Genomic DNA, 22,751 nt, shown 5'->3' with positions numbered 1-22,751 from the left:
GCTACATCAGGTACCGACCGGCCTGCTTTTCGTCGAAAACCGCACCTACGACATGCGAGCTCAGGTCCATGCGGGCAGGGCTACAGTCCAGCACCACCGGTTCGCTCTCTCCAGGAATGACGAATATCAGATTGAAGTGCTCTATCGACTCGAGCATGTCCATCCAGACATGCCCCTTGTCAACGATCTCCAGAAGCACCCCGGAAAGCGAGATGTTTTTAATCAAGGCGGGCAGGCACACCACCTCCCGCTCACCGCTGAACAGCTGGACAACGGCCTGTTGCGCCACCTCGTAGCGATCGCCGTGCCGCCTGTCGGCCCCGTCAACCGACGGATCCTCCTGCATGACCGCACGGATCAGGCGCAGCACCGCGTCGGAAACGCAGCGCCCCGCCGCGCCCTCTGCGTCGAGAGCGATGTCCAAAAGCTGGCTGTATCGTTTTTCCGTTCCGGAAATGGGCATATTCACCTCTGAGGAGCCCCGTCCGGACTCCTGCCATGCTGATTGTTACGCCCGCAGCGACATGTTGTGCTTCTGCAGGAGTTCGTAAAGCCTTGTCCGCGAGAGCCCCGAGATGCGGCAGGCTTTCTTGACGGAGTTCTCGCTGACCACCGCAAGGTGCCTGAGGTAGGTCTCCTCCACCTGATTGATGGCCTCTTTCCTGTACTGCTTCAGGTCCGGAAAATCCGGAGCGCTCTCGACCGGCAGGGCCTGCAGCTCAAGGCTCTCGCAATTGCAGCTGCCACCGTTGCCGTCCGCGCTTTTGCGGGCGCTCCCGTTGCCGTTGTCGTCGGGGCTGCCGCCATTGCCGCCGGGCGCTCCGTCCGCCCCGATCTCCTCAACTGCGGACTCTTCCTGAGGCAAACCGGAAATGATGCCGCCCTTGTCTTCCGCCTCAACCACGACCTTTCTGGAGCGAAGGTTCTGCGGAAGATGAAAGAAGGTCAGCTCGTCCTCGTAGATGGCCTTGTAAACCGAGACGCGGACCACGTTCACGAACTCGCGCACGTTGCCCGGCCACTCATAATAGAACAACGCCTCCATGAAGCTGCCGCTAATCTTGAGGGGCTTGCGTCCGATCTCCTTGCAGATGCTCTTCACGTAATGCTTGGCGAGCAGCTTGATGTCACCGTTTCTGCTGCGAAGCGGCGGGAGCTCTATCGAGAATGTCTTGAGCCTGTAGTACAGGTCACGCCTGAACAGACCTTTTTCGACCATTTCATAGAGATTGCAATTTGTTGCGGCCACCAGACGGAAGTCGACATTGACCTCCTTGGAGGAGCTCAGAGGCCGGAAGGTCTTCTCCTGAAGCACCCGCAGCAGCGACTTCTGGACACCCAGGGAGAGGTCACCGATTTCGTCAAGGAAAAGCGTCCCCTTGTGAGCGAGCTCGAAAAGCCCTTTCTTGGTCCTGTCCGCTCCGGTGAAAGCGCCCCTGTCATGGCCGAAGAGCAGACTCTCCGCCAGATTGTCCGGCAGATTGGTGCAGTCCACGACCACGTACCGGTTGTCCACGCGCGAACTGTTGCGATGCAGGGCGCGGGCGAAAAGCTCCTTGCCCGTGCCGGTCTCCCCGGTGATGAGCAGGTTGCCCTCGGTCCGCGCGGCGAGCCCCATCTGCTCGATGCAGCGGTTGAGCCTGCTGCTCTCGCCGATGATCCCGCAACGCTCTATGGCCGGACGGCTGGAGGCCCGGTCCTTCTGGCGCAGGAGGCTGTCTATGACCTCATAGAGCCGACCTTTTTCAATGGGTTTGAGAATGTAATCCTGTACCCCGGAGTCGAACGCCGTTTCTATGCAGCGCGGGTCGGAATGCCCGCTGAGAATGACTATGGCGCACTCGGGGTTGGCCTCCAGAATCATGGGAACGTGGTCAACGCCGTTCCCTTCCGGAAGCATCACGTCGAGGAAGATGATATCCACCGGATACTGACGGATATGCTTGATCCCCGAAGTGATCGAACCGAAAGCCTCACAGATGTGCCCCATCGATTCAGACCAGTGTGAAACGAGTCGTCTGATCGACGGATCATCGTCGATAACAAGAATGCGACCCAAACCGTTCCCCCTCTCGAAAACAATTAACGGTCAGGCGTTTTTTTCAACCTGCCGGACGAAGGCAATGCTAATCATTGCCAAATACATACTTTTCGCCCCCAAAGTCCATAGGACTTTCCCCCATTTTCCCATAACGGGACATAATCCAGTATTCCTAATATACTCATCACAGCGAGAATGTCATCCTCATATTATTTTTCCTCACGGCTCTGTAAAAACATCCGACACACCCAAAAACGGCAAGCTATATTGCAAAAACAAAGTAAACAGTCATTCACATCACGCAAGAACAGCTTCACCATCAACAATATTCGACATTTCAATGGACAAAAACCGCACAAGGCAGAGCAAAAACCTCAACTCTAGACTAATACAAGACATTTTCATTACGGCTTGTACATGACAGGTTCCAAAAACGAGTTCAGGATGCAATGGAGAGGATGAAGGACTCGATCCGATCAGAAAGCCGTTTCAGCAACACGGCTCCGGCAGCGGTCAGGAAAAAACCCGCGAAAAACGAAACCCCGTAGCCGGTATTGAGCACTTTGGTAAAAAGGATCAGTACGCCGCCGTGCAGCAGGAAAAACTCGTACGAATAGTTCTGCAGCCGGAAGAGCAGGCCGGAAGACACCTTGAACGAGGTACCGAAGGCGCTTCCCGAGCGGACGCTCTCGCTTTCCGCCCCGGCTTTCGTGAGCAGGCGACGAAGCAAGAAGCCCAGAGCGAACGCCACGAAAAAATACGGCGGGATATCGAAGGTGGTGAGGAACCACGCCCAGAGCACGGTCACGAGCACGCGCAGCACAATACTCCGCAGCACGGCAATGACGAAGACGTAGAGATAGAAGCACAGTATCGCGGAGACAAACCATGCGATGACATAAAGACTGTTGTCGATGAACAGATTCCCCCCTGCCAGCAGCACGCCTATCTCGAACATGCCGACATCCTTGTAGCCGTAGATCATGTTCGAGGCCACGACCCCGGCCACCACTATCCAGTAGGGAATGTAGATGCGCCGAAGCCTGCGCATGAGCCATCCGACCGGGTTGGTGCGCGCCGATGCGGCGTAGAACCCCGACAGAAAGAGAAAAAAGGAAAACGCGTAAAAGAGCGGTCTGTCGCTGCCCAGACCGTAAAGCGCGTTGCAGTGAAACACGAACACCAGCACGGTGGCCGTGATTCTCAGAACGGAATTCACTGCGGAAGTCATTTCTCGCACAGGAAGCTCTCCCTTGCGTTCAACACTCATCGTCGACATTACCCTCTTTCCCCGTGGCTTTCATCATATCTTTCGTTTCATTTTCGTTATGCAACAGATTCTCCTCAGAGACGGGCGGACGTCCGGCCGGCGGTCAGTCCATCCAGCATGGCACCGCACCTCCGACCCGTGACGGCCAGCGCCTTGCCGACCAGAAAACTCATCGCAAACGCGAACACACCGTTCAGAATCGGGCTGTTCCACCACGTCACCTGAAAATACTGGTGGATGATGTAGACGGGCAACAGCACATCGCCGATCGCGTCCAACCACGTCATGCGAACGCCTCCGGCAAACCCGATCACCAGAAGCGCGGCCCCCGCCCCCAGCAGGCTGATGACCCCGTAAGCACCATATCCCAGCGACAGCGCCTTGACCAAAACCCCGGCACCCAGACCGATGGCCAGTAGCGCAGCGCCGGCGCCGGGCCGCAGGCGCAGACCGCGTCTGGCCATGTAGATGCCCACGACATACCCGTACGCAGTGGACCACAGCGCGACGCCGTAGGGGTTGGTCTCCGGCAGAATCAGGGTGGCCACGAACCCTCCCAGCAATAGTACGTCAAGGACTGCGGGTTTCATAAGCATCCCGTTCAGCAACGGGAAAAGCATGTAGAAAATGACAAGAAGCGTCAGAAACCACACGCCGAGGCCGAAAGGGCTCTGGTTCTGGACGTGAAACCAGTTCAGGAAACCGCTCATCCCCAGCCAGCTCACAAGTGAATGCCAGCTGAATATATCCGCACGCCCCTGCGCGAGAAACAGGGCGACAAGGAACACGTTCACTACCAGATACACCACAAAGAGCCGCCTCACCTTGTTTTTCCAGTATAGCCGCATATCCGCTCCGGGCGGATACCTCCGGGCGATGAAGAAGCCGGAGGTTATGGCGAAGAAGCACAGCCCGGTATCCACGGGAATCCAGAAGTTGTGCATGATGACGCCGCGCGGGCCGTGGTAGACGTGCCCCCAGACGACCAGCGCGAGAAACAGCAGCTTCACGTACTGGACCATTGGATAGTACGCTGCCTTCTGCTGATTCTCGCTCATGCCGCCCCCTCGTGTCCTGCGTTGTCCCGCTATTCCATGCGGGCGATTATGGCCTCTGCGAGTCGCTCTCTGGCCGTGGCGAGAACGTCCGGATCATCGGACCAGTCGTACTCGCCTCTTGCGGCAGCCCGGATGATGACTTTCGCTTCCTTCTCACCGCCGAGCCGTTCCAGAAGGGCCAGATATTCAAAGTCCTCGAACCCGTCGCGAATGGAGTTGAGACGGATGGACGGAACCGGTATCCCCTTCGTTCCTCCGATGAATTCAGGCAGGCCGGGATACCAGAGGGTGCCGTCGCCGTTGGCGTGGAACGCATACTGGGTGCGCCAGGGACGCTTTCCCCACTTGTATCCCATCTGATAATAGAGGACCCCCTCCACATCACGCAGCCATGAGAGCGCGCCGACGATCCTCGGAGACACCGCGCTCGCGTCGATGAAGTAACTCGGCAGCTTGACGGTCTCCTCCGACATCATGGACGTGTACCACCAGACCTCCTCGCCCATCGCCTGTCTGGAGCGATACATTTCGACCCCGCCGTGGCGGTCTTCCTTGTCGAAGAAATTGATGACGGGACACCAGATGTCCACCAGCCCCCGTAGCGAGGGGCGACATTCCGTGGTTACAAGAGTCTTGAGCTTCGGCGCGCCCTGTTTGATGAGCGCGCACTTCTTCTCGACCTGCGGCATGTTCCCCTTTTTCGGCTCGTCCCAGACATAGACATAAGCCTTTTCCAGCCAGCCTTTCTCCTGCAGAAAATCCTGCACGGCGCGCCAATATGCGATCCACGCTTTGTCCGTCTTGACGTTGGGGCTGCCGGTGACGTTGATCGAGGTGAACCGACGTCCGTCGGGCATGCCGTCGCCGCTCAGGGCGTCGCCGAAGAAGCGCTTGGTCTGGTTGGTGCTCAGACTGCACGAGTCCGTCTCCTCGTCGTACCTTCCGGTAATGGTGAAGAACCCGGTGTAGAACGCGATCCTGTGCTTGGCCGCCTCCTTCTTGCAGAGAGAATACATGCCGCTTTCGGGCACATTGGACGGGTCGAACCCGAACGCGGTGCGCAGAGTGGGCTGCACGGGCAGATCGAACGGCAGCACTTCCAGCGAAAGGGGGAGCGTCTGCGGCTTCTGTCCCTTCATGTCTACCGTGATGCTGCTCCTGTAGACTCCCGGTTCCTGTCCCGGCGGCACGGAGACCTCGATCCAGAACGATTCGTTTTCTCCGGCATTCAGATTCATGGGACGTCTGCGCCGCTTCTCGCCGAAATACGGATCCACGAGCGGCACCAGCGCGTCAGGCCACCAGCCGGTCTCGCCGACGTTGCGTGAAGGCCTCACGATGTCCATGTAGTCCTGCCGGTAGATCACGACGCGCGCTTCGGGAATGCGCCCACCCTCGTCACTGCGGAAGGAGTCGAGACGCACGCTCATGTCCTTGTGGGCGCTCGCGGAAGTCACCACGAGCTGAACGGCCTCGGTTTCTCCGCCGGCGGCAATCCAGCGAGGCGACCGCTCGGGATAGGCCGGGCGCCTGAACCGCATGACCTTACGCAGCGGGGAGTCCAGAAACATTCTGAAGCCGGTATCGACATCCTTCGCAACGGTGTACGGGGCGGACACGGAGACCCAGTCGCTCACGGCATCGCGCGAATCCACGGCGCGGATGCGCATACGCATGCTGCCACCGGGAGCGGAGGGAACGGAAATCTCTGCGGACCGAGTGTCACCGGACACCCTGCCGTCTTTGGTCGCTTTCCACGCGCCTCCGTCGAGGGAGGTCTGTATCTCGTAGAAAACCTCGTCCTCGGGGTTGAAGTCGCGCGGTTCCTCGTGCGTCCATTCCAACAGGACCTTGCCGGCCACGGGTCTGGTGGATGGGACCGTAACCACGGTGGGCGCCGAGGGAGCGGCGTTTCCGGTAAAGGCCACATCCATGGTCAGCTTGATGCGGATGTCATCGTCACCGCCCGGCCCGCCGAACACGAGCGGATGGCTGGAATTGCGCCCGCCGCCGACGTACTTTCGCTTCAGCGTCAGCCCCACAGGCTCCGCTCCGGACATCCAGCCCTGAAGCACGTCCTTGGGAACGGGGATATCGTAGCGTCTGGCCCACTCGGTTTTCTGCGGATGGCGCGCCCCGTACCACGGCTCGGAAAAGAGTTCCCTGCCCGAAAGAGTCAGCACGCTGAAGCGCAACTCCACATCGGTCCAGTCCGGCTCATAACGGTAGAAGATGCTGACGGTGCCGGAGCGGACCTCGGCGGAGGCCCCGGGCAGATCCGGTCGTTCACCCTTGAACGTTACCGGGTTGGCGTAGAGGGTGACCCACTGCCTGTCCGCGTATTTCCCCTTGTCCAGCGGCACGTCGAACTCGATGCTCTCGGCTCCGGCTGCCCGGCTCGCGTGCGGAACCGCCGCCAGCGCCGCCACCGCAATCACAAGGGCGGCGAGGACGAGCTTTCGCACAGAGCCACTCCGGCAATGAAGACCGGACACATTCACCATTTCATACCATTTAGACATACCGTTCCTGCCTTTGGAGGTAATTCGGGTTCGACCGTCTCATGCCTGCTTTCCGGAAAAGGCAGGCACGAAATCCAGAGTCTGCATTATCCTGCGCCGGTCCAGCAGCGCGAGACCGGCCAAATAGACGACGCCGGCCACCGCCAGCTTCACGATCAGGGTCTGCCACATGGGACCTTCCACGACGTACTGCATGCCCGCGAGCGCGGCCAGGAGCAGCGCCTGCGCCGCCAGCGTCCGGCGCATCCGCACGAACACGACGCCGATTCCCAGCCCGATGGCCTTGAGAAGAATGCCGCTGAAGACGAGACAGAGTATGGGGTAGACGGTGATCCAGACATACAGGGATGCTTCGATACCCTGCCAGAGAGAGACTCCGAGGATTGCCCCGCCCACGAGAACGAGCTGCATCATGACGAACTTGACCTGCTCCGTTATGCGCCCGAGCGCCGTCAGCGCGACCATCACGTAGCTTTCCGCCAGCTTGAAGATGTTCATGAGGCAGAAGATGCGAAGCGGCAGGACCGCCGCGGCCCAGTCCTCGCCGAGGAGTATGTGGATGGTCTCTTCCGCGCAGAAAAACAGCACGTAGTAGAACGGCACCAGCAGGAGCACCTGAAGGTAGGAGACCTTCAGCGTCCACTCGCGCATGCGCACGTGGTCCGACTTGTCCTTGGCCAGATACGGCAGGAGCACCCTGTTGATGATGTTGATGATCTTCTCGAACGGCATGTTGGCAAGGTGCTTCGCGAAGGTGTATCCGCCGAGAAACACGGGCGAGGCCAGCTTGCCGAAGATGAACACATCCACCTTTGAATACAGCTGCTCAATGGTCTTTCTCGCCAGTATCTTGATGCCGAAGATGAGCAGCTCGCTCACTTCGCCCCAGCGAATGATGAAGGTGGGTCGAACCGGCCTGTAGAAGCTGAAGCCGATCAGCTGGAAGAACTCGATCAGCAGCCACTGCGAGGCCAGCGTCCAGTAGCCGAAACCGGTTGCGGCCATGGTCAGGGCGCAGAACGAGGTCAGTATCCTCGAGGCCGTCTCTATCTTGGCGATGGAGTCGAAACGCGTCTCGCGCGCCAGCAGGCTCCACTGCAGGGACTTGGGCGCGCCCACGAGAAAGACTATGTTCTGGAACGAGACCAGCGCGGTCAGCCTTGGATCGTCGAACGCCCAGGCCATTGCCGGGGCCGCCGCCAGGCCGATGCCGAACATGATGATGCCCATGATGATCGAGAAGCCGTACAGCGCCTTCGTCTGATATTCTGTAATGGTGTCCGCCTGAACCACCGCCGCGCTCACGCCCATGAGGCACACCGTATGCGCGAACACGGTGTACAGACCGGAGATGGCCACGATGCCGTAATCCTCCGGACTCAGAAGCCTTGCCACGATTATGGTCACGGTCCACGTGATCACCTGACCGAGGAGACTGGTGCCGCCCATCCAGGCAAGGCTTTTCCTGACGCTCATGCCGCTCATCGGGCTTCCCTCGCTTCATATCCGTTGAAGACGATGCCCGTTTCGCGGGAGCCGCTCGCGACCATCTCCGCCATAGTCCGATAGCAGGAGGCGTAACGCTCCTCGGAGAGCGGACCGCGCGCCCGCTCCCTTCCGGCCTCGCCCATGCGGCGGCGCAGGACGGCGTCGGACAGCAGAAGATCCAGCTTTTGCCGCAGGTCTTCCGGGTTCTCCGGCTCTGCGAGGAGGCCGGTCACGCCGTCCGCGATCACATTCGGGATGCCGCCGACCTTCGTGCCGACGCACGGCTTGCCGCAGGCCATGGCCTCGATGAACACCCTGCCCATTCCCTCGGAACGCGAGGGAGTCACCAGCACGGTGCATCGAGAGAGGTACCTCTGCACCTGATCGTAAGGGACCGGGTCAAGCAGCTCGACGCCCGGGATGCCTTCGGCCAGCTCGTCCCACTTTCTGCGCTCGAAAGCACGACGGTATCCGACAACCTTCAGCCGCGCCTCGGGATGCGTTTCGCGAAGCCGGGAAAAAGCCTCCAGCAGGATGTCCACGCCCTTCACGTGGAAGGGGTGGCCGAGGCAGAGCAGGTAGCCTCCGTCCCCTTCGTCGCTGAAGTGCGACGTGGACACGAAGTCGTGAAACATGGCGACCGGCCTGTCGCCGATTGCGTCCCTCCATTCGTCGTACTGATCGGCGTTGAGCACCTTGACGCAGTCGGCCATGCGAAGCGAGAACCCTCCCACCAGATTGAATAGCGCCCTGCGCACCCGCCCCACCGGCTTTCCCGCCAGACGCGCGGCCTCGGCATTGCGGACGTGCCCGTTCACCTCCACCGCGAGCTTCGCGCCCGAGGCCATCTTGGCGCACGCGCCCATGACGCCCAGCGTGAGGGGATCGTAAACGGTGATGAGGTCGGGCCGCCTGCTGCGTGCAATGCGTACCGCTCGCCAGACCATGCCGATGGTCCGACGGATCATGCGCCAGCGGGTCCAGCGCCGCTCGATCGGATGAACATGCAGCACGGCGTTGGCGAATCTCTCCCCGTCGAGCGAAGCGTCGCCCGCGGCAAGCACATCGAACTCCCAGTCCGGCGGCATGAAGTCGAAGCGCGAACGGAACTGTTCGGCGTGCAAGGCCTGTCCCGGCGGAAAGATGCTCAATATCCTCAAACCGCCTCCCCCTTTTGCCGCAGCAGTCCGCTCAGGTGCTCGCGGAGATGCTCCACATGAACCTTCAGCGAGCAGTGCCGCCATACATGCTCGTGGGCGGCCGCCCCAACCCGGGCACGCAGTTTCGAATCCTGCACCAGACGCACCATGACCTCCTCGAACGCTTCAACCGTTTCGGCGAAAAAGCCTGTCTCTCCATGCCGGATCACGGCGCGTTCCGAGTGCGTGGGGCAGACCACCGCAGGCAGCCCGGCAGCCATGTATCCCTGAACCTTGTTGGCGTCCTTGAACCGCTGAAGATTCGAGGTATCCCGCCAGCGAAAAGCGATGTCGGCGTCGAGGATATCCTCGGCCCAAGTGGCGTTGTCGAACATGCGGTACTCTATCCAGTCATGCTCTCCCACGCGGTCGGTGTCGTAGAGAATTCGGCAGCCGTGATTTTCGTGAAGCCTGCGCAGCACCGGCAGGACCGGATCATTCTGGGGCTGGTTGAGCCAGACGCCGGTCCAATACAGCGTAACCCCGTCCGCGCTCTCGCCGTGGTGCTTGCGGCGGGTCTCGTTGGCATCATTGTATATCTGCCGTGGGAGATGGATGGGCGTGGTTCCGGCTCTTCGCACCACCTCGTCGAGCAGCGGCGAGCAGATCATGCAGCCGTCGAGCAGGGAGAACCGCTTCAGGTCTCTACGCTCGGAGGGGTAGTAGCAGACATGCTTCAGCCAGCGGCGCCACGCCGCGTCCTCGTAGACCGAAGGGCAGAGAAAGGTGTCCTGATAATCCAACAGCATGACCTTCCCCTCATTCCGGAGCATGCGCATGGTCTGCAGTTCCGGGAGATATTTGATGAACACCAGCGCATCGAACCGACGGAGCTCGTCGATATCAAACGGATTCCACGAGAAAAAGCCGCACTCGAAGCCGTGGCGGGATTCAAGCTCGTGCGCCACCTTGCGGCCGGACTGCTCGAAAGAGTTGGCATCGGTCACGGGCCCGAAGCCAATTCTGGGGGAGCGATCAGTTGCGCACATCCGCCCCTCCCCCGTTTTTGCGACGCTCGATTTCATGATGCATGCGCCCGATGACCGAAGGCCATACATATTCGGCAAGCGCCAGCTCCCGCCCCTTTTCACCGATCCGACGCCGCTTCGCTGCGTCACCCATGAGGTCCAGGCAGGCGGCTGCGAACGACTCGGCATCATCGCGGATCACGATATGCTCATCGTCGCGACAAAGGATTCCCTCGCACCCGAGAGAGGTGGAGACCACCGCCTTCGACATGGAAAACGCTTCCAGAATCTTGAGCCGCGTACCGCCGCCGAAACGAAGCGGCACCACGGCAACGGCCGCGCCGTGAACATAGGGGCGCACGTCATCGACGGTGCCGGTGACGCTCACGCCCTGCTCGGGGGCATGCAGTGCCGCCACGTCAGGATGCGGCCTGCGACCCACGATGGTCAGATGCGCCGAGGGCCGACGCTCGCGGATTCGCGGCAGAACATCCCGGACAAAGCCGATCACGCCGTCCACGTTGGGGAGCCAGTCCATCGACCCGACAAAAACCATCTCGTCGGGACGCTCCGCTTCCGGCGGCCCCGGCGTGAAGTAACGCTCATCCACGCCGTTCTCCACCAGCACGGCCCGTCCGGAAACGCCGCACATGCCGTCGATCTGTCCGCAGTCCTCGCGGGACACGGCCAACACGGCGTCGCAGGCTCCGAAGGCCGCCCGCTCGAATCGGCGCATGTTGCGGGCGTGCAGGGCCAGCACGGCGCGGCGCGGCAGGGATTTTTCCAGATCACGCATACGCTCCGCTATCTGGCACTCCACGTTGTGAGCATTGAGGGTCAGAAAAGGTCTTGATGCAGGCACCAGATCAGACACGTCGCCCGCAAGATGCACGGTCTCCACATGTACGCCGTCGTACCCCTGCGCGAGCCTCTCCCCGAACAACCGGGAGAATGCGTCGTTGCGGTACTTCATGATGGAAACGGGGAGCCTTCGCATCACCGCAGAGACCACCTGCCGGATCGTCGTCCCCCGCCCAAGCAGGCTGTTGGGGATCTGCTCCACCCGGTTGACGCCCAGCTCCAGTGCCGCGTCCACCCACGCCTGCGTGACTGACTTGTCCATGGAAGGGTCGGCATAGCAGATGACGTCCACGTCATACCGTTGCGCGAAGCCCGCCAACGTGTTCCATGAGCGGATTCTCGCACCGGTGTCGCAGGGATACGGCGGCCTCGCCACCGCGAAAAGAACTCGCTGCCGACTCATGACCCGGCCCTCCCCGCGATTTCGGGCAGCCCCAGCTCGCGCAGCATGCCGTTGGCGATGGTCGCGGAGCAACGCTCGGGCCGATACCGCTCGCGACTCAACAGGCAATTCTCGCGCATGTCACGCAGCCGCTCTTCATCCTCGAGCAGCAGGGACACCGCGTCCGCAACGGCCAGCGCGTCCGGCTCCTCCGTAATCAAGCCGGTCTCGCCGTGCTCGACGATCTCGGGAATCCCTCCGCATCCGGAAGCCACGGTGGGAAGACCGCAGGCCATGGCTTCCTTGATGACGTTGGGGTAGGCATCGTAACGAGCCGGGTGCAGCAGCAGGGCCGAGGAAAGATATTCCGCGCGCAGGCGCCCGTGAGAGACCACGCCCAGATGCTTCGCCCCCTTTGGGAGCCGCCTGTCTACGGGACCTCCAAGGACTGTCAGTTCAAGGTCTGGAAACGTTCGCCTGAGGATGCGGAAGGCGTGAAAGACGATGTCCCCGCCCTTTCGCTGGAAGTCGGTGCTGACGAAGAGAATCTTGTGACGGCGCTTTGCAAGGGCCTGATGCACTTCAGGGAACGGCAGCTTGCAGGCCGTGGGGGCGACCGAAACCTTCTCCGGGGCAAGCCCGTAATCGTCGACCATGGAACGCCGCGCGGCTTGGCTGTAGGTGAAGACCCGGTCCTTCTCCAGAAGGGAAGCCCGCTCCAGTTCCATAAACCGTCCCCTGTACGCAGAGAACTTCGCCGGCAGCCACTGCGGCCAGTGGCGCTCCACCATGGCAACGGTCTGGTCGTGATAGGAAAAGCTCTTGGCCCCGTTACAGGCCACGGGGCCGAACAGGCAGCCCACCTGAAACAATGCGTCCTGCGGCTGAGAGTATGCCTCCATCGCGTTGCGGAACCTACGGGTTCGTGCCTCAAACGCCCGCGGGTACTTTGCGGCCCATTCCATGCGACGATGAAACTCGCGTCTGGCATCGAGCGGGCGACAAAGCACGGCCTTGACCATGCACCGGAGTCGGTTACGGCGTTCCGCAGTCTCGTCGTCTGCGTTGAGCACGTTCGTATGAAATGCGCGGGCCAATCCCTCGTAGAGCCAGTTCTTGCTGGTCCCGGCCTGAACATCCGGTCCGGCCCACTGGTCCAACACCAGCAGCGAGGGAGCGATATGCGACTGCGTCCGCCCCACAAGGCCCGCACCTTTCATGCCTTGATACGCAATCATTTGCGCTCCTTCATCTTGTAGCGTCGGCGCGGGGTGTTTCGGACCGGCTCGGCCTGGGCCTCCTCCGGGTGCGACACGTTTTCCACCGCGGCGGGGGCGTACTCCAACGCCAGCACCCGCTCCCGAACCATCGCAATAAAGAGCACGAAATACAGAACGAAAATGTATCCCCACGACAAGAACATGCCCCCGAAGACGTATGCGGTCAGCGAAAGGCGTATCCCCCTGCCGAGCCAGTCGCCTTCATCCACGGGCGCCGCCCTTCGCCATGCGGAGAAGAGCATTGCCAGAAACGCGGCGAAGCCGAATATGCCCAGCTCCGCGCCCACCTCGATGAACGCGTTGTGCGCCTCGCTCCACTTGCCGCCGCTGTGCGTCTGCCCTTCGGCCACGATGAACGTGGCGAGCCCGGTGCCCGTAAGCATGTTCTCCCGGAAAAGCTCCAGCCCGTTCTTCCAGACCTCTATGCGGCCATGTTTGGCCGTCATGTTGTAGTCGTCCTCAAGGTTCACGATGGAGGTGAAGCGTTGCAGCTTTTCCGGCGGAGCAAAGGCCAGCACGAGCATGAGAGCAAAGCCGCCGAGCACGGCGAGCCGGACAACGCCCTTGACCCCGTGAGACAGGGCCCAGACCGTCACGGTCCCCACGAGCGCCACCATCCCGCCACGGGACTGGGTCAGGAGGATCGCCCCCACTCCGAGCACCGCCGCGGCGCGCAGCGCCCACTTCCAGGCGTTGCCCACATGCCGGATGGCGGGCAGGACCAGCGCAAGGATCATGACGAAAAGCAGGGCCGTGTCGTTGGGATCATAGGTCCAGTTCGCGGCCACCCGGCCGCCGACGATACGTGGATGGAAAAAACAGATGAGGCCGAGCACGATCAGCGTCAGGACGGCTCCGCCGATGACGTAGTTCAGGTCCTCCCGCCGGTCCACCTGACAGTTGAGCGCCAACAGGAAGACACCGCAATACAGGACGAACTCCTTCAGGAAGCCCAGCGACTTGCTCCCGTACACGCTGAAAGCGACGCTGACCGTCATGATTCCGACGAAGAGCAGGAACCTGCGGAAGGTCGGGGACAGCCAGAGCAACCCCAGCCTATAGCGGCTCATACCGCCTTTCAGCAGGACGGACACGGCCATTATCAGGAACATCACCAGCACGAGACGCAGCGGCCAGAGAAAAACGAAAACCTCCTGCACACGCCCGAGCGTGATCATGGTGCCGAACAGCATCAGGTTGGCCAGCAGGCCCGGAGAACGTCGGATGGCGACCTCCACGTTGCTCATATCGTCCCCCCTGCACACTGGCGCGCGTCGCGGATGACCTCGTCGTAGAAGCCCAGATGTCTGCGGCCCCACTCCTCGGTGCCGAAGTCGTTGCGCACCCGTTCGTAGGCAAGCCTGCCGTGACGGTTGCGGGTCAGGGAGTCGTCCATGTACATTTGGAACCCTTCGCGGAGGGCCTTCAGGTCGTTGACGGGGTACAGCACGCCGTCGCTGCCGCTTTCCACGACATCCACATTGCCGCCCACAGCCGGGGCCACCACAGGCAGAGCGTAGGAACGCGCCTCCAGCAGACACATGGGCGTCCCCTCCCAGATGGAGGTCTGAACCAGCAGGTCGGCGCCCCGATACACCGTATCCATGTCGGAGACAAAGCCTGTAAACACCACGCTGTCGCGGATGCCCATGCGCCGGGCCGTGTCCTCGAGCTCATCCTGCAACTCACCGTTGCCGACCAGAAGATAGTTCACCGGGGCGGCCCCGTTTTCGGAAAGGTTCTGGCGAATCATCTCGAGATAGAGCGGATAGTTCTTCTGGACGCAGAGCCTGCCCACGTTGATGACCACGGGGCCCCCGGGGTCGAGGCCGAACCGAGCGACAAGATCACCGCGAGCCTCGTCCCGCGCCGCGAGCAGCGCGGAAGCGTCCGGTTCCGGGAGCTCGATGGCGTTTATTATGGAGGTGGAAAGCCCCCGGCACCGACGCGGCAGCGAGCTCTCGAGCACCTCGCGCGAGCATCCGATGACGCCGTCTGCCAGTCTGAGCCCCATGCGCTGAAATCCCATGATCATGAAAGCCATCCCCCCTTTCGGCAGAATCAGTCCGTGCAGGGTGTAGACGACCACGCCGCGATACAGGCCGAGCATCCGCATCAGCTCCGCGTAATAAAGAGATTTGTAGCAGTGGCAGTGAACCACCGAAATTTCCAGCTCCCGCAGTCGGTTCGCCAGTCGCCGCACGAGTCCGCATGAGAACCGGCTGTTCGTCAGAAAGACCTCTCCGAACGTCCCGATGTCACCGAGTGAACGCATGAGGTTACCGTTTCGCAGCTCGCCCGCGCGCGTCTCGACCACCATGAACAGGCGGCAGTCCACATCCATGCCCCGCAGGCTGCGGCACAGGCCGACCGCCACCTTCTCCCGCCCGCCGAAATCGCCGGAAAAGCTGAAGTGAGCCACCCGTGGCGTCGAAGTGCAGCTGTTCGTACTCAAAGAAACTCCCTTGCGCCCTCAGCGTTTGTACTTGTCTTCGAGACGCACGATGTCGTCCTCGCCGAGGTAGGCACCGGTCTGCACCTCGATCAGCTCAAGGGGAATCCTGCCGGGATTCTCCAGCCGGTGAACATTGCCGAGCGGGATGTAGGTGGATTCGTCTTCGCAGAGGATGAACTCCCTGTCGCCGTTGACGATCCGTGCAGTTCCCTTGACCACCACCCAGTGCTCCGCACGATGAAAATGCTTCTGAAGCGAGAGGACTTCACCGGGCTTGACCACGATGCGCTTAACCTGAAAACGATCATCCACCGTGATGGACTCGAAACTCCCCCACGGGCGATAGACCGTCTTGTGCGCCTCGGTCTCTGGCCGCCTTGCGGCCTTGAGGCGGTCCACCACCTTTTTCATGCCGTCGAGCCGGCCATGCGGGGCCACGAAGACCGCGTCAGGAGTTTCCACTACCGTGGTATCCTCCAGCCCGAGGGTCACCACGAGCCGTCCAGACGAACGTACGTAGCAGTTGCGGCTCTCTTCCAGAACCACGTCGCCAAGCGCGCTGTTTCCGGCTTCGTCACGCGGATGCATGTCGTGCAGGCTTTTCCAGGAGCCGAGGTCGCGCCATTCGATATTCATGGGCACCACCTCGATGCCCGAGATGCGCTCCATGACCGCGCAGTCGATGGAGTCGGACGGGCAGCGCGAAAAGCTCTCGGCACAAAGCCTGATGAAGTCCAGATCGCGATAACTGCCGTCCACCGCCGCCCGGCACGCCTCGAGCATCTCCGGCGCATGGCGGCCCAGCTCCTCGAGATACCGGGACGCACGGAAAAGGAAGATGCCGCTGTTCCAATAGAATTCTCCGGAGTCGACATACTCCTGGGCCACGTCGGCGGCCGGTTTCTCGACGAATGCGTCCACCCGGTAGACATCGGAGGAGACCCGCTCACCCCGTCGGATGTAGCCGTACCCTGTCTCCGGATGGTCCGGGACGACGCCGAAACAGACGACCCCGCCCTCGCGCGCACGCTCGGCACCAACGGCGACCATGTCCGCGAAAGTTGAAAAATCGGGGATGGAGTGATCCGCCGGCATCACGAGCATCACGGGATCCTCGTCCTCGCAGAGCATGGCCGCAGCAGCAGCGGCAGGCGCCGTGTTGCGACCGAAGGGTTCGAGAAGGACCTGACCGTCGACAGCACCGTTTCGCAGCTGCTCGGCCACGAGGAAACGATGGTCGTCGTTGCAGACCACCATGGGGCCTCGGGCGTCAGAGAACATCCCGCAACGGGCAAGGACGTCCGAAAACAGATAGCGGTCCGCGGACACCTCGATGAACTGCTTCGGATACAGGGTTCGGGACAGCGGCCAGAGCCGGGTCCCCTTTCCCCCGCAAAGAATCACGGGCTGCAATGCGGTGCCTGCATTCATGTCTTCCCCCGATGTTGCGCCGCGAAAGCGACACGTTATGCGATTCGCCGACGTCCCGCTCTCCCCGCCGGACGCCGCAAGGCTCTTACTCCCGACTGACGGAGCTCTCTCCGGATCTGGCCTCGATTTTATTCAGTACCAACCCGGCCCCGCCGAGCAGCACCATGGCCATGATGAAAACGGCCATTCCCGCGAATTCATGGAAAAAACCTTCTGCCGCCGCCCTGCCGTAATATCTGGAAAGCACGCCGGTCATGATCACCCTGAAGGCGTTGGTCATGACGGCGAACGGTATGGCACTGAGCACCAGCACCCAGCGCGTCCACGATTTGCGAAGCATCAGGAACGCCAGCGTGACGGCGATGGCGATCAGGGACATGAGCGAACGCATACCGCTGCAAGCATCCGCCACTTCGAGAACGATGTTCGGAAACGAGATGATGTTCCCTTCCCGCCAGACCGCGAAGTCCATGAGCTTGAGAGCCATGACCGAAACCTTGGTCACGAACAGCTTCAGGGGAAAGGCGATGGCATCGTATATGATATAAGGAAGCGGGACCATGAGGACCAGATATCCGAGCGGAAGTCGCAGCCTGCCGAACGTCTCCCTGCCAAAGAAAAACAGGACGGACCCGGCAAGGATCACGACCAGCGACAGACGCATGTTGAAGTATTCCGTCGCCAGCCAGGCGAACAACAGCTGGACCACACCGGCGGCAATCACCAGAAGGCCAATGTTGGACGGACTGACTCGCGTCTCTTTCAGACGGGGCCAGTCACGGTAGACGAACCATCCCGCAATGAATGGTATGAGGAACCCGTGAGAATAGTTGTCGTCGAGGTACCAGTTCTCAACCATCCTCTGAATAATGGCGCTGTAGGCCGCCGCCAACACCACCAGCAGCCCGATCAACTGGAACCGGTATTTGTAAAGCGATTCGGAAAACGTCACATTGCCCCCGGCATGATACTGTAAACGGCACCATCATCGATGCACTCGTGCGATCCATTCGGAAAAAGCGGTTTCCCCGTCCGCTTCGTGCCGCTCTTCCACAGCGTGTTTCTTGGTTCTGGTTCCACCAAAGCCAGAAACATGCCAAAGGCTTTTTTCGATAATATAACCAATGATTACAAAGCAATAGCCACCGCCATCTCTCCATAGAATAAGAGTATCCCCTCTCTCCATCCTGAAAAACCGGACACCCGGAAACAGAGCTGCTGCGACATGCGAACCAACAACAACCACCACTGCTGAGTGCCCCGTCTGCCAGAGCCTAGCTGAGATTCATCTCGAAAAGCCGTCAGGCGCTTTGCCCGGACGAAAGCTGTCGTCCATGAATGTCCGGTTTTTTCGGAATTACAAATCAGCAACGCTTCTTCCCCACTGTGCCGCCCTCGCCATTTCCTCCCAACCAAGTCGTATTTTTGAACCTCTTGAGAACGCCTGACTACGGCAGGCTGCAGTGGTCCATTTGTTGCTCGGTGAGTGACTGTTCGGCAGGGAGTGGATTCCCTGCCGGATGCCCGGTCGGAACATCTTACAAAGGGGTAACGATGGTCACAGTTTCCGTAATTTCCCCCGTGTATAATGCCCGGGAGATTCTTTCAGATATGGTCGAATCGGTAATCAACCAGTCATTCGAGGATCTTGAACTCATACTCGTGGACGACGGGTCCACGGACGGCACCTCGGAAGTCGCTGCCAAGCTGGCGGAGCAGGATCGGCGAATCCGCTTTTTTCGCAAGGAGAACGGGGGAGTGGGTAGCGCCCGGAATCAGGGACTGGAACTCGCCAAGGGGAAATACGTCACCTTTCTCGATGCCGACGACACCTTCTTGCCGAATCGCTTCGATTCTCATGTCGAAAAGCTCGAATCCAGCCCTGAACTGGTGGCGGTGTACGGACGCTTCAAGGTTTTCGATCAGGGCGACGGGCAATCCTTCTGCGTTGACAACCCGTTTCCGCCTGAAGAAACGGATACCGCTTCCTTTGTGCAATACATGCTTCAGGCCGGGATGTTCTATCGACTCGATTCGGTCACCTACCGCATGGAAAGCATTGAGGAGTTGCGCTTCGACACGGAACTCAAGCTGGGGCAGGACTTCAAGTTCATTCTGGAAATGGCTTCCCGAGGCCGCCATGCCCCGTCAGACGGATACTGCGCCACATTGACGCGTGGACACGAATCCATCACCACACTGCGCTCACGGCATACATACGGCTGTGAAAGGCAACTCGTCTCGGAGTTCATCCGAAGTCACGGTCTGGGTTTCGCCACGCTGTGCAGCTCCATGTCCCACCAGCACGTACGCTTTTCGAAGCGATACCAGACAAGCATGCCCGCCAAGGCCTGGGCGCACGGACTCAAGGCCATTCCGTGGAACCCGCTCAACATATCAGCATACAAGCACATAATGGGGCAACTCATACTGCACAGGGGCGAATGATCTCCACAGCATAAGCCCGGAGCGTTCGCACTTTGGCCTGCTGTTCTGCAGGGTATTCAATCGCATCGACAAAAAAAATCCCTCCGATCTTCAGACCGGAGGGCTCATTCGCTTTTGTCGTCGGCTGACCCGGAGCGTCTATGTCCTGTGGGAGGGTCACCCCTTCTTGACGACGGAGGTCTTCAACAGCATTGATCCGAATCCGGGAACCTTGCAGGAAATATCATGCACCCCGTCTTCCGGCTCGATGAGCTTGATATTCTTGACCTTGGTGCCTTTCTTGATCGGCGAGGGAGCCCCTTTGACCTTCAGATCCTGAGCGACGATGACCGTATCCCCGTCCACGAGGACGTTGCCGTTCATGTCTTTATAGACTTTCTCCTCAGCGTCTGCCGACTGAAACTCGTGCCCGCACTCGGGACAATTGAGAATACTGCCGTCTGAATATACGAACTCGGAGCCGCACTGCGGACAATTTGGTAAATTTTCCATAACTTCCCAACCGTTGATTTAATGTTGCCCTCTCCCCTTAATGAAGTTCGGACAAGGGCGCAAGCAGTCATGTCCGGACTCTCCGAAAAACCACATTCCCAGTGGTGGCCCTTTGCTGAGATGCCTCTTTTTCATCCAACCGCTGCGCGGTCTGATTCTTCAAACGGAAACACCCCGCTCAAGCGAGTCCTTATCATCATCTTTTGTGCAGCTCTTCGTCATACGTCCTTCCTTATCGGTTTTAAGGACGCTCATTCCACCTTAACCGGTGGTCCGAATTTCCGGAAAAAACCATGTCGGCACTCCTGAGTTTTGCTGGTAACAACACCAGTGAAACCAAAAACAAAGGGAGGCCGACATGGTATTTTTCATCTAGTACCTTGTGGAGACCTCTCGACTCTTGTGCTCGATTTGATCATCTTTCACTGCAATGACATCAAAAAAATCGGCACTATGGGAAACGTACCCAATCTCACTGTTCAAAGTCTGCCCCGGTTGAAGCGACACCTTTATTTCATAGTGTGATTCAGTGGTTACATCATAGCGGGCAAACGCATGCTCCCCTGTTGGAATGTTTGAGAAGCCAAACGTCTGCCCACATACGATTATTTCAGCAGAGGTGATGATTCCTGAACTTTCATTGCTCAACACGACAACCCCCACATCAGGAGCGAAGATCAACTCATTGAGCTTGGCTCCAAGCCACATTGCGAAAAGGAAGCCAAGGATCAGAAGGATTTTACTTTTCATCGTTGGAACCAATACTCGCTTGGATCGTAGGGGTTGGCCTGGAATCCACCTTTGGGTTTGTTTTGCAAATACATTTGTATCCACGGCTAGAGCTTTGCAATCATAATCAGATAGAGGCATTTATTCACCTATGAAAAAACGGTGATAATCTCGATTCTCTGTAGGTCATTTCTTCATGATACATTCGCATATTCGTCAAACCTAACCAAAAAGGATTTGATTCTAGAATCAAGGTTCGATGAAAAATCAGGCCACTCAAAAATAGCCTTCAGCTTCCTATAGGACTCTGATGTTATTTTTATTGAATAAAACAAACATGACAAAACAATATTCGACCTCGATTCGCTTGCAGAAACTATTGCATTCTTACCATTCGCTCGTTTCCAGTTCCTTCTCTCCACGGCAAAAGCATCATTGTGCAGAAAAGAGTTGGATAGCCTATAAGCAGTATGATATACTTCCTTTGTCTCGTCCGAAGAAAATAAATTCACACCTTTTACAATTTTTACATTATCCGCTTTCATCCTTCTGATGAAAGGTCGTATTCTTTCTAGCTCTTCTTTTTCAGCATCATACATAGGTCTTAACCGTACTTTAATGTGGGGGTGCTCATCAAGGTAGGAGATAAATGAATTAATATCTTTACGTCGCTGATCCAAGGAGGACAACTCATAACTAGCGGCAAATCCTTCTATTCTAGCAAGAGAATCGAGCCCCGCATACGCTTCCGACATTGCTCGCAATGCCACTGGCAATATGATGTAGTCTTTGTTGCGACAAGTTGTATCCATTGCCTTAGCGTAATCCAAAATCGATCTATACAAGCTAAGGACGTAAGCCTCAGAACTTTGAAAATCCTTAACGACAAACCAGTGAGCATCCTCTTCTAGCTTATCGATAATTCGTCTATAGGAATTGAACATATCCGACATTACTCCCCCCAACGACAAAAAAGTCCTTACGATATTCGATTTCAACTACATTCAAAAAAATACAATGACAAGCTAACTAAATACAAAAAGCCCTTTGAACTAATCAAAGGGCTTTCTTAATCGTATTCCAATCAAAAAAGGACATTGATCTAAAAGATCAATGTCCTAATTCTTTTTGTGGCGGAGCCGAAGGGACTCGAACCCTCGGCCTCCGGCGTGACAGGCACATGACCTAGCTAATCACCGCCGTTTTTATTGAATATTATTGAGCCTTACGAAGCCTCGGTGCGTCTCGGTGGGTTTAAAGGGCCCACCTCGGGGCCCACTAAAATGGTGCCGTTTTAGCGTGACAGATAAACTCTATTTCTCGTGCTCTTTCGCTTCGAGAGCTGTTGCCATATCCAGCAAATCATCTGGAGTAACATCATCTATCCTTCGCCATTTGTCATCTATTTCCACATAAATGCTTACACCGTCTTTTTTCTTTATTGCCTTGGCAGCTTCCAGCATGTCCTTGGCTTTGGAGCGCTTCGGCAACCTGTCATACAGGTGAGCAGCGGATAGAATTCCTGAGGGTATCAGCGCTATCAATGTCAGGATACCTATCAGGTCCGAATCTGTTTTGGTTTCCTGTGCTAATCTCGCTTCTTGCGGCTGAACCTGAAGGGCTATACCGCACTGCTCAGACAGGTCACTGGCAGCCTTCTCAGCCTGATTGCCACTTATACTGAGCCGAATAGTATCACTCATCGGGTTGGTCCAAATCTTTCGCAAGTTGTTCCATCTGGTTCAAAAGCTCTCTGGCATTCTCGGCGCTTCCGGCATCACCCATTTTTTCAAACAGCTCGAGGCTTCTCATTATGATATTCATGCCGTCACGCTGATGCCCTGCGGCGAAGGCGAACTGACCGTGCACTATACCAATTATAGCGATTCCTTGAGCGTTCTGACAGTTATCCACCAAAGCGTAGGCTTTTGGCACGTATTCGGCCGCCTGCTGAAAATCTTCCTTAGCTATAAATATCTGTGCGATCTTCCAATAACAAGCGGAGAGTTCTCGCACATCGCCAAGACGCTCATAGACCGGCAACAGTTCCTCCCGACGAATCCGCAACGCCTCGTCCAAATCGCCACGAGCAAAAAGAATGTCACCTATCTTACCATGCGTCACAGC

Annotated in this window: 20 protein-coding genes; 1 reads left to right on the top strand and 19 read right to left on the bottom strand. The window is 58.4% G+C overall.

Going from position 1 to position 22,751, the window contains the following annotated elements:
- Position 1: 1 nt before the first annotated feature.
- The 14 genes from BR24_RS07780 to xrtA all read right to left on the bottom strand — a co-directional run bounded on the left by BR24_RS07780 (position 2) and on the right by xrtA (position 17,907).
- Positions 2–463, bottom strand: coding sequence for a hypothetical protein (locus tag BR24_RS07780; protein ID WP_496540934.1), 462 nt, complete (start codon positions 461–463; stop codon positions 2–4).
- Positions 464–508: 45 nt separating this feature from the next.
- Positions 509–2,059 (bottom strand): sigma-54-dependent transcriptional regulator, encoded by a 1,551-nt coding sequence (locus BR24_RS07775; protein WP_496540933.1) that lies wholly within the window; start codon positions 2,057–2,059, stop codon positions 509–511.
- A 421-nt stretch (positions 2,060–2,480) separates the two neighbouring features.
- Positions 2,481–3,320, bottom strand: coding sequence for an acyltransferase family protein (locus tag BR24_RS07770; RefSeq protein ID WP_496540932.1), 840 nt, complete (start codon positions 3,318–3,320; stop codon positions 2,481–2,483).
- Positions 3,321–3,385: 65 nt separating this feature from the next.
- Positions 3,386–4,369: an acyltransferase family protein gene (locus BR24_RS07765; RefSeq protein ID WP_496540931.1), complete on the bottom strand. Its 984-nt coding sequence runs from the start codon at positions 4,367–4,369 to the stop codon at positions 3,386–3,388.
- 29 nt (positions 4,370–4,398) lie between these two features.
- Positions 4,399–6,834 carry a DUF4091 domain-containing protein gene (locus BR24_RS07760; protein ID WP_496540930.1) on the bottom strand — a complete coding sequence of 812 codons (2,436 nt, stop codon included), beginning with the start codon at positions 6,832–6,834 and terminating at the stop codon, positions 4,399–4,401.
- Between the two features lie 96 nt (positions 6,835–6,930).
- Complete coding sequence (locus BR24_RS07755; RefSeq protein WP_496540929.1) at positions 6,931–8,376, bottom strand: lipopolysaccharide biosynthesis protein; 1,446 nt, start codon at positions 8,374–8,376, stop codon at positions 6,931–6,933.
- A complete protein-coding gene (locus BR24_RS07750; protein WP_496540928.1) occupies positions 8,373–9,539 on the bottom strand; it encodes a glycosyltransferase family 4 protein in 1,167 nt (388 codons plus the stop codon). The genes BR24_RS07755 and BR24_RS07750 overlap by 4 nt, the downstream gene beginning before the upstream one ends.
- Positions 9,536–10,567, bottom strand: a complete 1,032-nt coding sequence (locus tag BR24_RS07745) for a glycosyltransferase (RefSeq protein ID WP_496540927.1) — start codon at positions 10,565–10,567, stop codon at positions 9,536–9,538. The genes BR24_RS07750 and BR24_RS07745 overlap by 4 nt, the downstream gene beginning before the upstream one ends.
- The gene (locus tag BR24_RS07740) at positions 10,554–11,810 is read right to left on the bottom strand and encodes a glycosyltransferase family 4 protein (protein ID WP_496540926.1); all 1,257 of its coding nucleotides are present in this window, start codon (positions 11,808–11,810) and stop codon (positions 10,554–10,556) included. Before BR24_RS07740 ends, BR24_RS07745 begins: the two co-directional genes overlap by 14 nt.
- Positions 11,807–13,027: a glycosyltransferase family 4 protein gene (locus BR24_RS07735; protein WP_496540925.1), complete on the bottom strand. Its 1,221-nt coding sequence runs from the start codon at positions 13,025–13,027 to the stop codon at positions 11,807–11,809. The genes BR24_RS07740 and BR24_RS07735 overlap by 4 nt, the downstream gene beginning before the upstream one ends.
- The gene (locus BR24_RS07730) at positions 13,024–14,316 is read right to left on the bottom strand and encodes an O-antigen ligase family protein (protein WP_496540924.1); all 1,293 of its coding nucleotides are present in this window, start codon (positions 14,314–14,316) and stop codon (positions 13,024–13,026) included. The genes BR24_RS07735 and BR24_RS07730 overlap by 4 nt, the downstream gene beginning before the upstream one ends.
- Positions 14,313–15,524: a glycosyltransferase gene (locus BR24_RS07725; protein ID WP_496540923.1), complete on the bottom strand. Its 1,212-nt coding sequence runs from the start codon at positions 15,522–15,524 to the stop codon at positions 14,313–14,315. Before BR24_RS07725 ends, BR24_RS07730 begins: the two co-directional genes overlap by 4 nt.
- A gap of 18 nt (positions 15,525–15,542) precedes the next feature.
- Positions 15,543–16,955, bottom strand: a complete 1,413-nt coding sequence (locus tag BR24_RS07720; protein ID WP_496540922.1) for a mannose-1-phosphate guanylyltransferase/mannose-6-phosphate isomerase — start codon at positions 16,953–16,955, stop codon at positions 15,543–15,545.
- An 85-nt stretch (positions 16,956–17,040) separates the two neighbouring features.
- Entirely contained in the window at positions 17,041–17,907 is an 867-nt protein-coding gene (xrtA, locus tag BR24_RS07715; RefSeq protein ID WP_496540921.1) for an exosortase A, read from the bottom strand.
- A 386-nt stretch (positions 17,908–18,293) separates the two neighbouring features.
- Between xrtA and BR24_RS07710 the strand changes: the two genes are divergently transcribed.
- The gene (locus BR24_RS07710) at positions 18,294–19,403 is read left to right on the top strand and encodes a glycosyltransferase family 2 protein (protein ID WP_496540920.1); all 1,110 of its coding nucleotides are present in this window, start codon (positions 18,294–18,296) and stop codon (positions 19,401–19,403) included.
- Between the two features lie 156 nt (positions 19,404–19,559).
- Here BR24_RS07710 and BR24_RS07705 read toward each other — a convergent pair whose 3' ends face one another.
- The 5 genes from BR24_RS07705 to BR24_RS07685 form a co-directional block, all read right to left on the bottom strand.
- The gene (locus BR24_RS07705) at positions 19,560–19,895 is read right to left on the bottom strand and encodes a zinc ribbon domain-containing protein YjdM (RefSeq protein WP_496540919.1); all 336 of its coding nucleotides are present in this window, start codon (positions 19,893–19,895) and stop codon (positions 19,560–19,562) included.
- 372 nt (positions 19,896–20,267) lie between these two features.
- On the bottom strand, positions 20,268–20,765 hold the full coding sequence (locus BR24_RS07700) for a hypothetical protein (RefSeq protein ID WP_496540918.1): 498 nt from the start codon (positions 20,763–20,765) through the stop codon (positions 20,268–20,270).
- 53 nt (positions 20,766–20,818) lie between these two features.
- On the bottom strand, positions 20,819–21,577 hold the full coding sequence (locus BR24_RS07695; RefSeq protein ID WP_496540917.1) for a hypothetical protein: 759 nt from the start codon (positions 21,575–21,577) through the stop codon (positions 20,819–20,821).
- 360 nt (positions 21,578–21,937) lie between these two features.
- Entirely contained in the window at positions 21,938–22,327 is a 390-nt protein-coding gene (locus tag BR24_RS07690; protein WP_496540916.1) for a hypothetical protein, read from the bottom strand.
- A partial coding sequence (locus BR24_RS07685) for a tetratricopeptide repeat protein (protein ID WP_496540915.1) occupies positions 22,320–22,751 on the bottom strand: 432 nt, incomplete at its 5' end. The genes BR24_RS07690 and BR24_RS07685, both read right to left, overlap by 8 nt.

It is taken from the genome of Pseudodesulfovibrio halophilus DSM 5663, from assembly GCF_059568665.1.
The sequence above is the reverse complement of the archived record's forward strand: the minus strand, read 5'-3'. Positions and strand labels throughout refer to the sequence as shown.

Excerpts from the sequence above, each read along its gene's own strand:
- BR24_RS07780 (WP_496540934.1), bottom strand. The coding sequence starts at position 463 with ATGCCCATTTCCGGAACGGAAAAACGATACAGCCAGCTTTTGGACATC.
- BR24_RS07740 (WP_496540926.1), bottom strand. The coding sequence starts at position 11,810 with ATGAGTCGGCAGCGAGTTCTTTTCGCGGTGGCGAGGCCGCCGTATCCC.
- BR24_RS07755 (WP_496540929.1), bottom strand. The coding sequence starts at position 8,376 with ATGAGCGGCATGAGCGTCAGGAAAAGCCTTGCCTGGATGGGCGGCACC.
- BR24_RS07720 (WP_496540922.1), bottom strand. The coding sequence starts at position 16,955 with ATGAATGCAGGCACCGCATTGCAGCCCGTGATTCTTTGCGGGGGAAAG.
- BR24_RS07730 (WP_496540924.1), bottom strand. The coding sequence starts at position 14,316 with ATGAGCAACGTGGAGGTCGCCATCCGACGTTCTCCGGGCCTGCTGGCC.
- BR24_RS07705 (WP_496540919.1), bottom strand. The coding sequence starts at position 19,895 with ATGGAAAATTTACCAAATTGTCCGCAGTGCGGCTCCGAGTTCGTATAT.
- BR24_RS07735 (WP_496540925.1), bottom strand. The coding sequence starts at position 13,027 with ATGATTGCGTATCAAGGCATGAAAGGTGCGGGCCTTGTGGGGCGGACG.
- BR24_RS07690 (WP_496540916.1), bottom strand. The coding sequence starts at position 22,327 with ATGAGTGATACTATTCGGCTCAGTATAAGTGGCAATCAGGCTGAGAAG.
- BR24_RS07695 (WP_496540917.1), bottom strand. The coding sequence starts at position 21,577 with ATGTCGGATATGTTCAATTCCTATAGACGAATTATCGATAAGCTAGAA.
- BR24_RS07710 (WP_496540920.1), top strand. The coding sequence starts at position 18,294 with ATGTCCGGTTTTTTCGGAATTACAAATCAGCAACGCTTCTTCCCCACT.
- BR24_RS07700 (WP_496540918.1), bottom strand. The coding sequence starts at position 20,765 with ATGCCTCTATCTGATTATGATTGCAAAGCTCTAGCCGTGGATACAAAT.
- BR24_RS07765 (WP_496540931.1), bottom strand. The coding sequence starts at position 4,369 with ATGAGCGAGAATCAGCAGAAGGCAGCGTACTATCCAATGGTCCAGTAC.
- BR24_RS07745 (WP_496540927.1), bottom strand. The coding sequence starts at position 10,567 with ATGTGCGCAACTGATCGCTCCCCCAGAATTGGCTTCGGGCCCGTGACC.
- BR24_RS07770 (WP_496540932.1), bottom strand. The coding sequence starts at position 3,320 with ATGTCGACGATGAGTGTTGAACGCAAGGGAGAGCTTCCTGTGCGAGAA.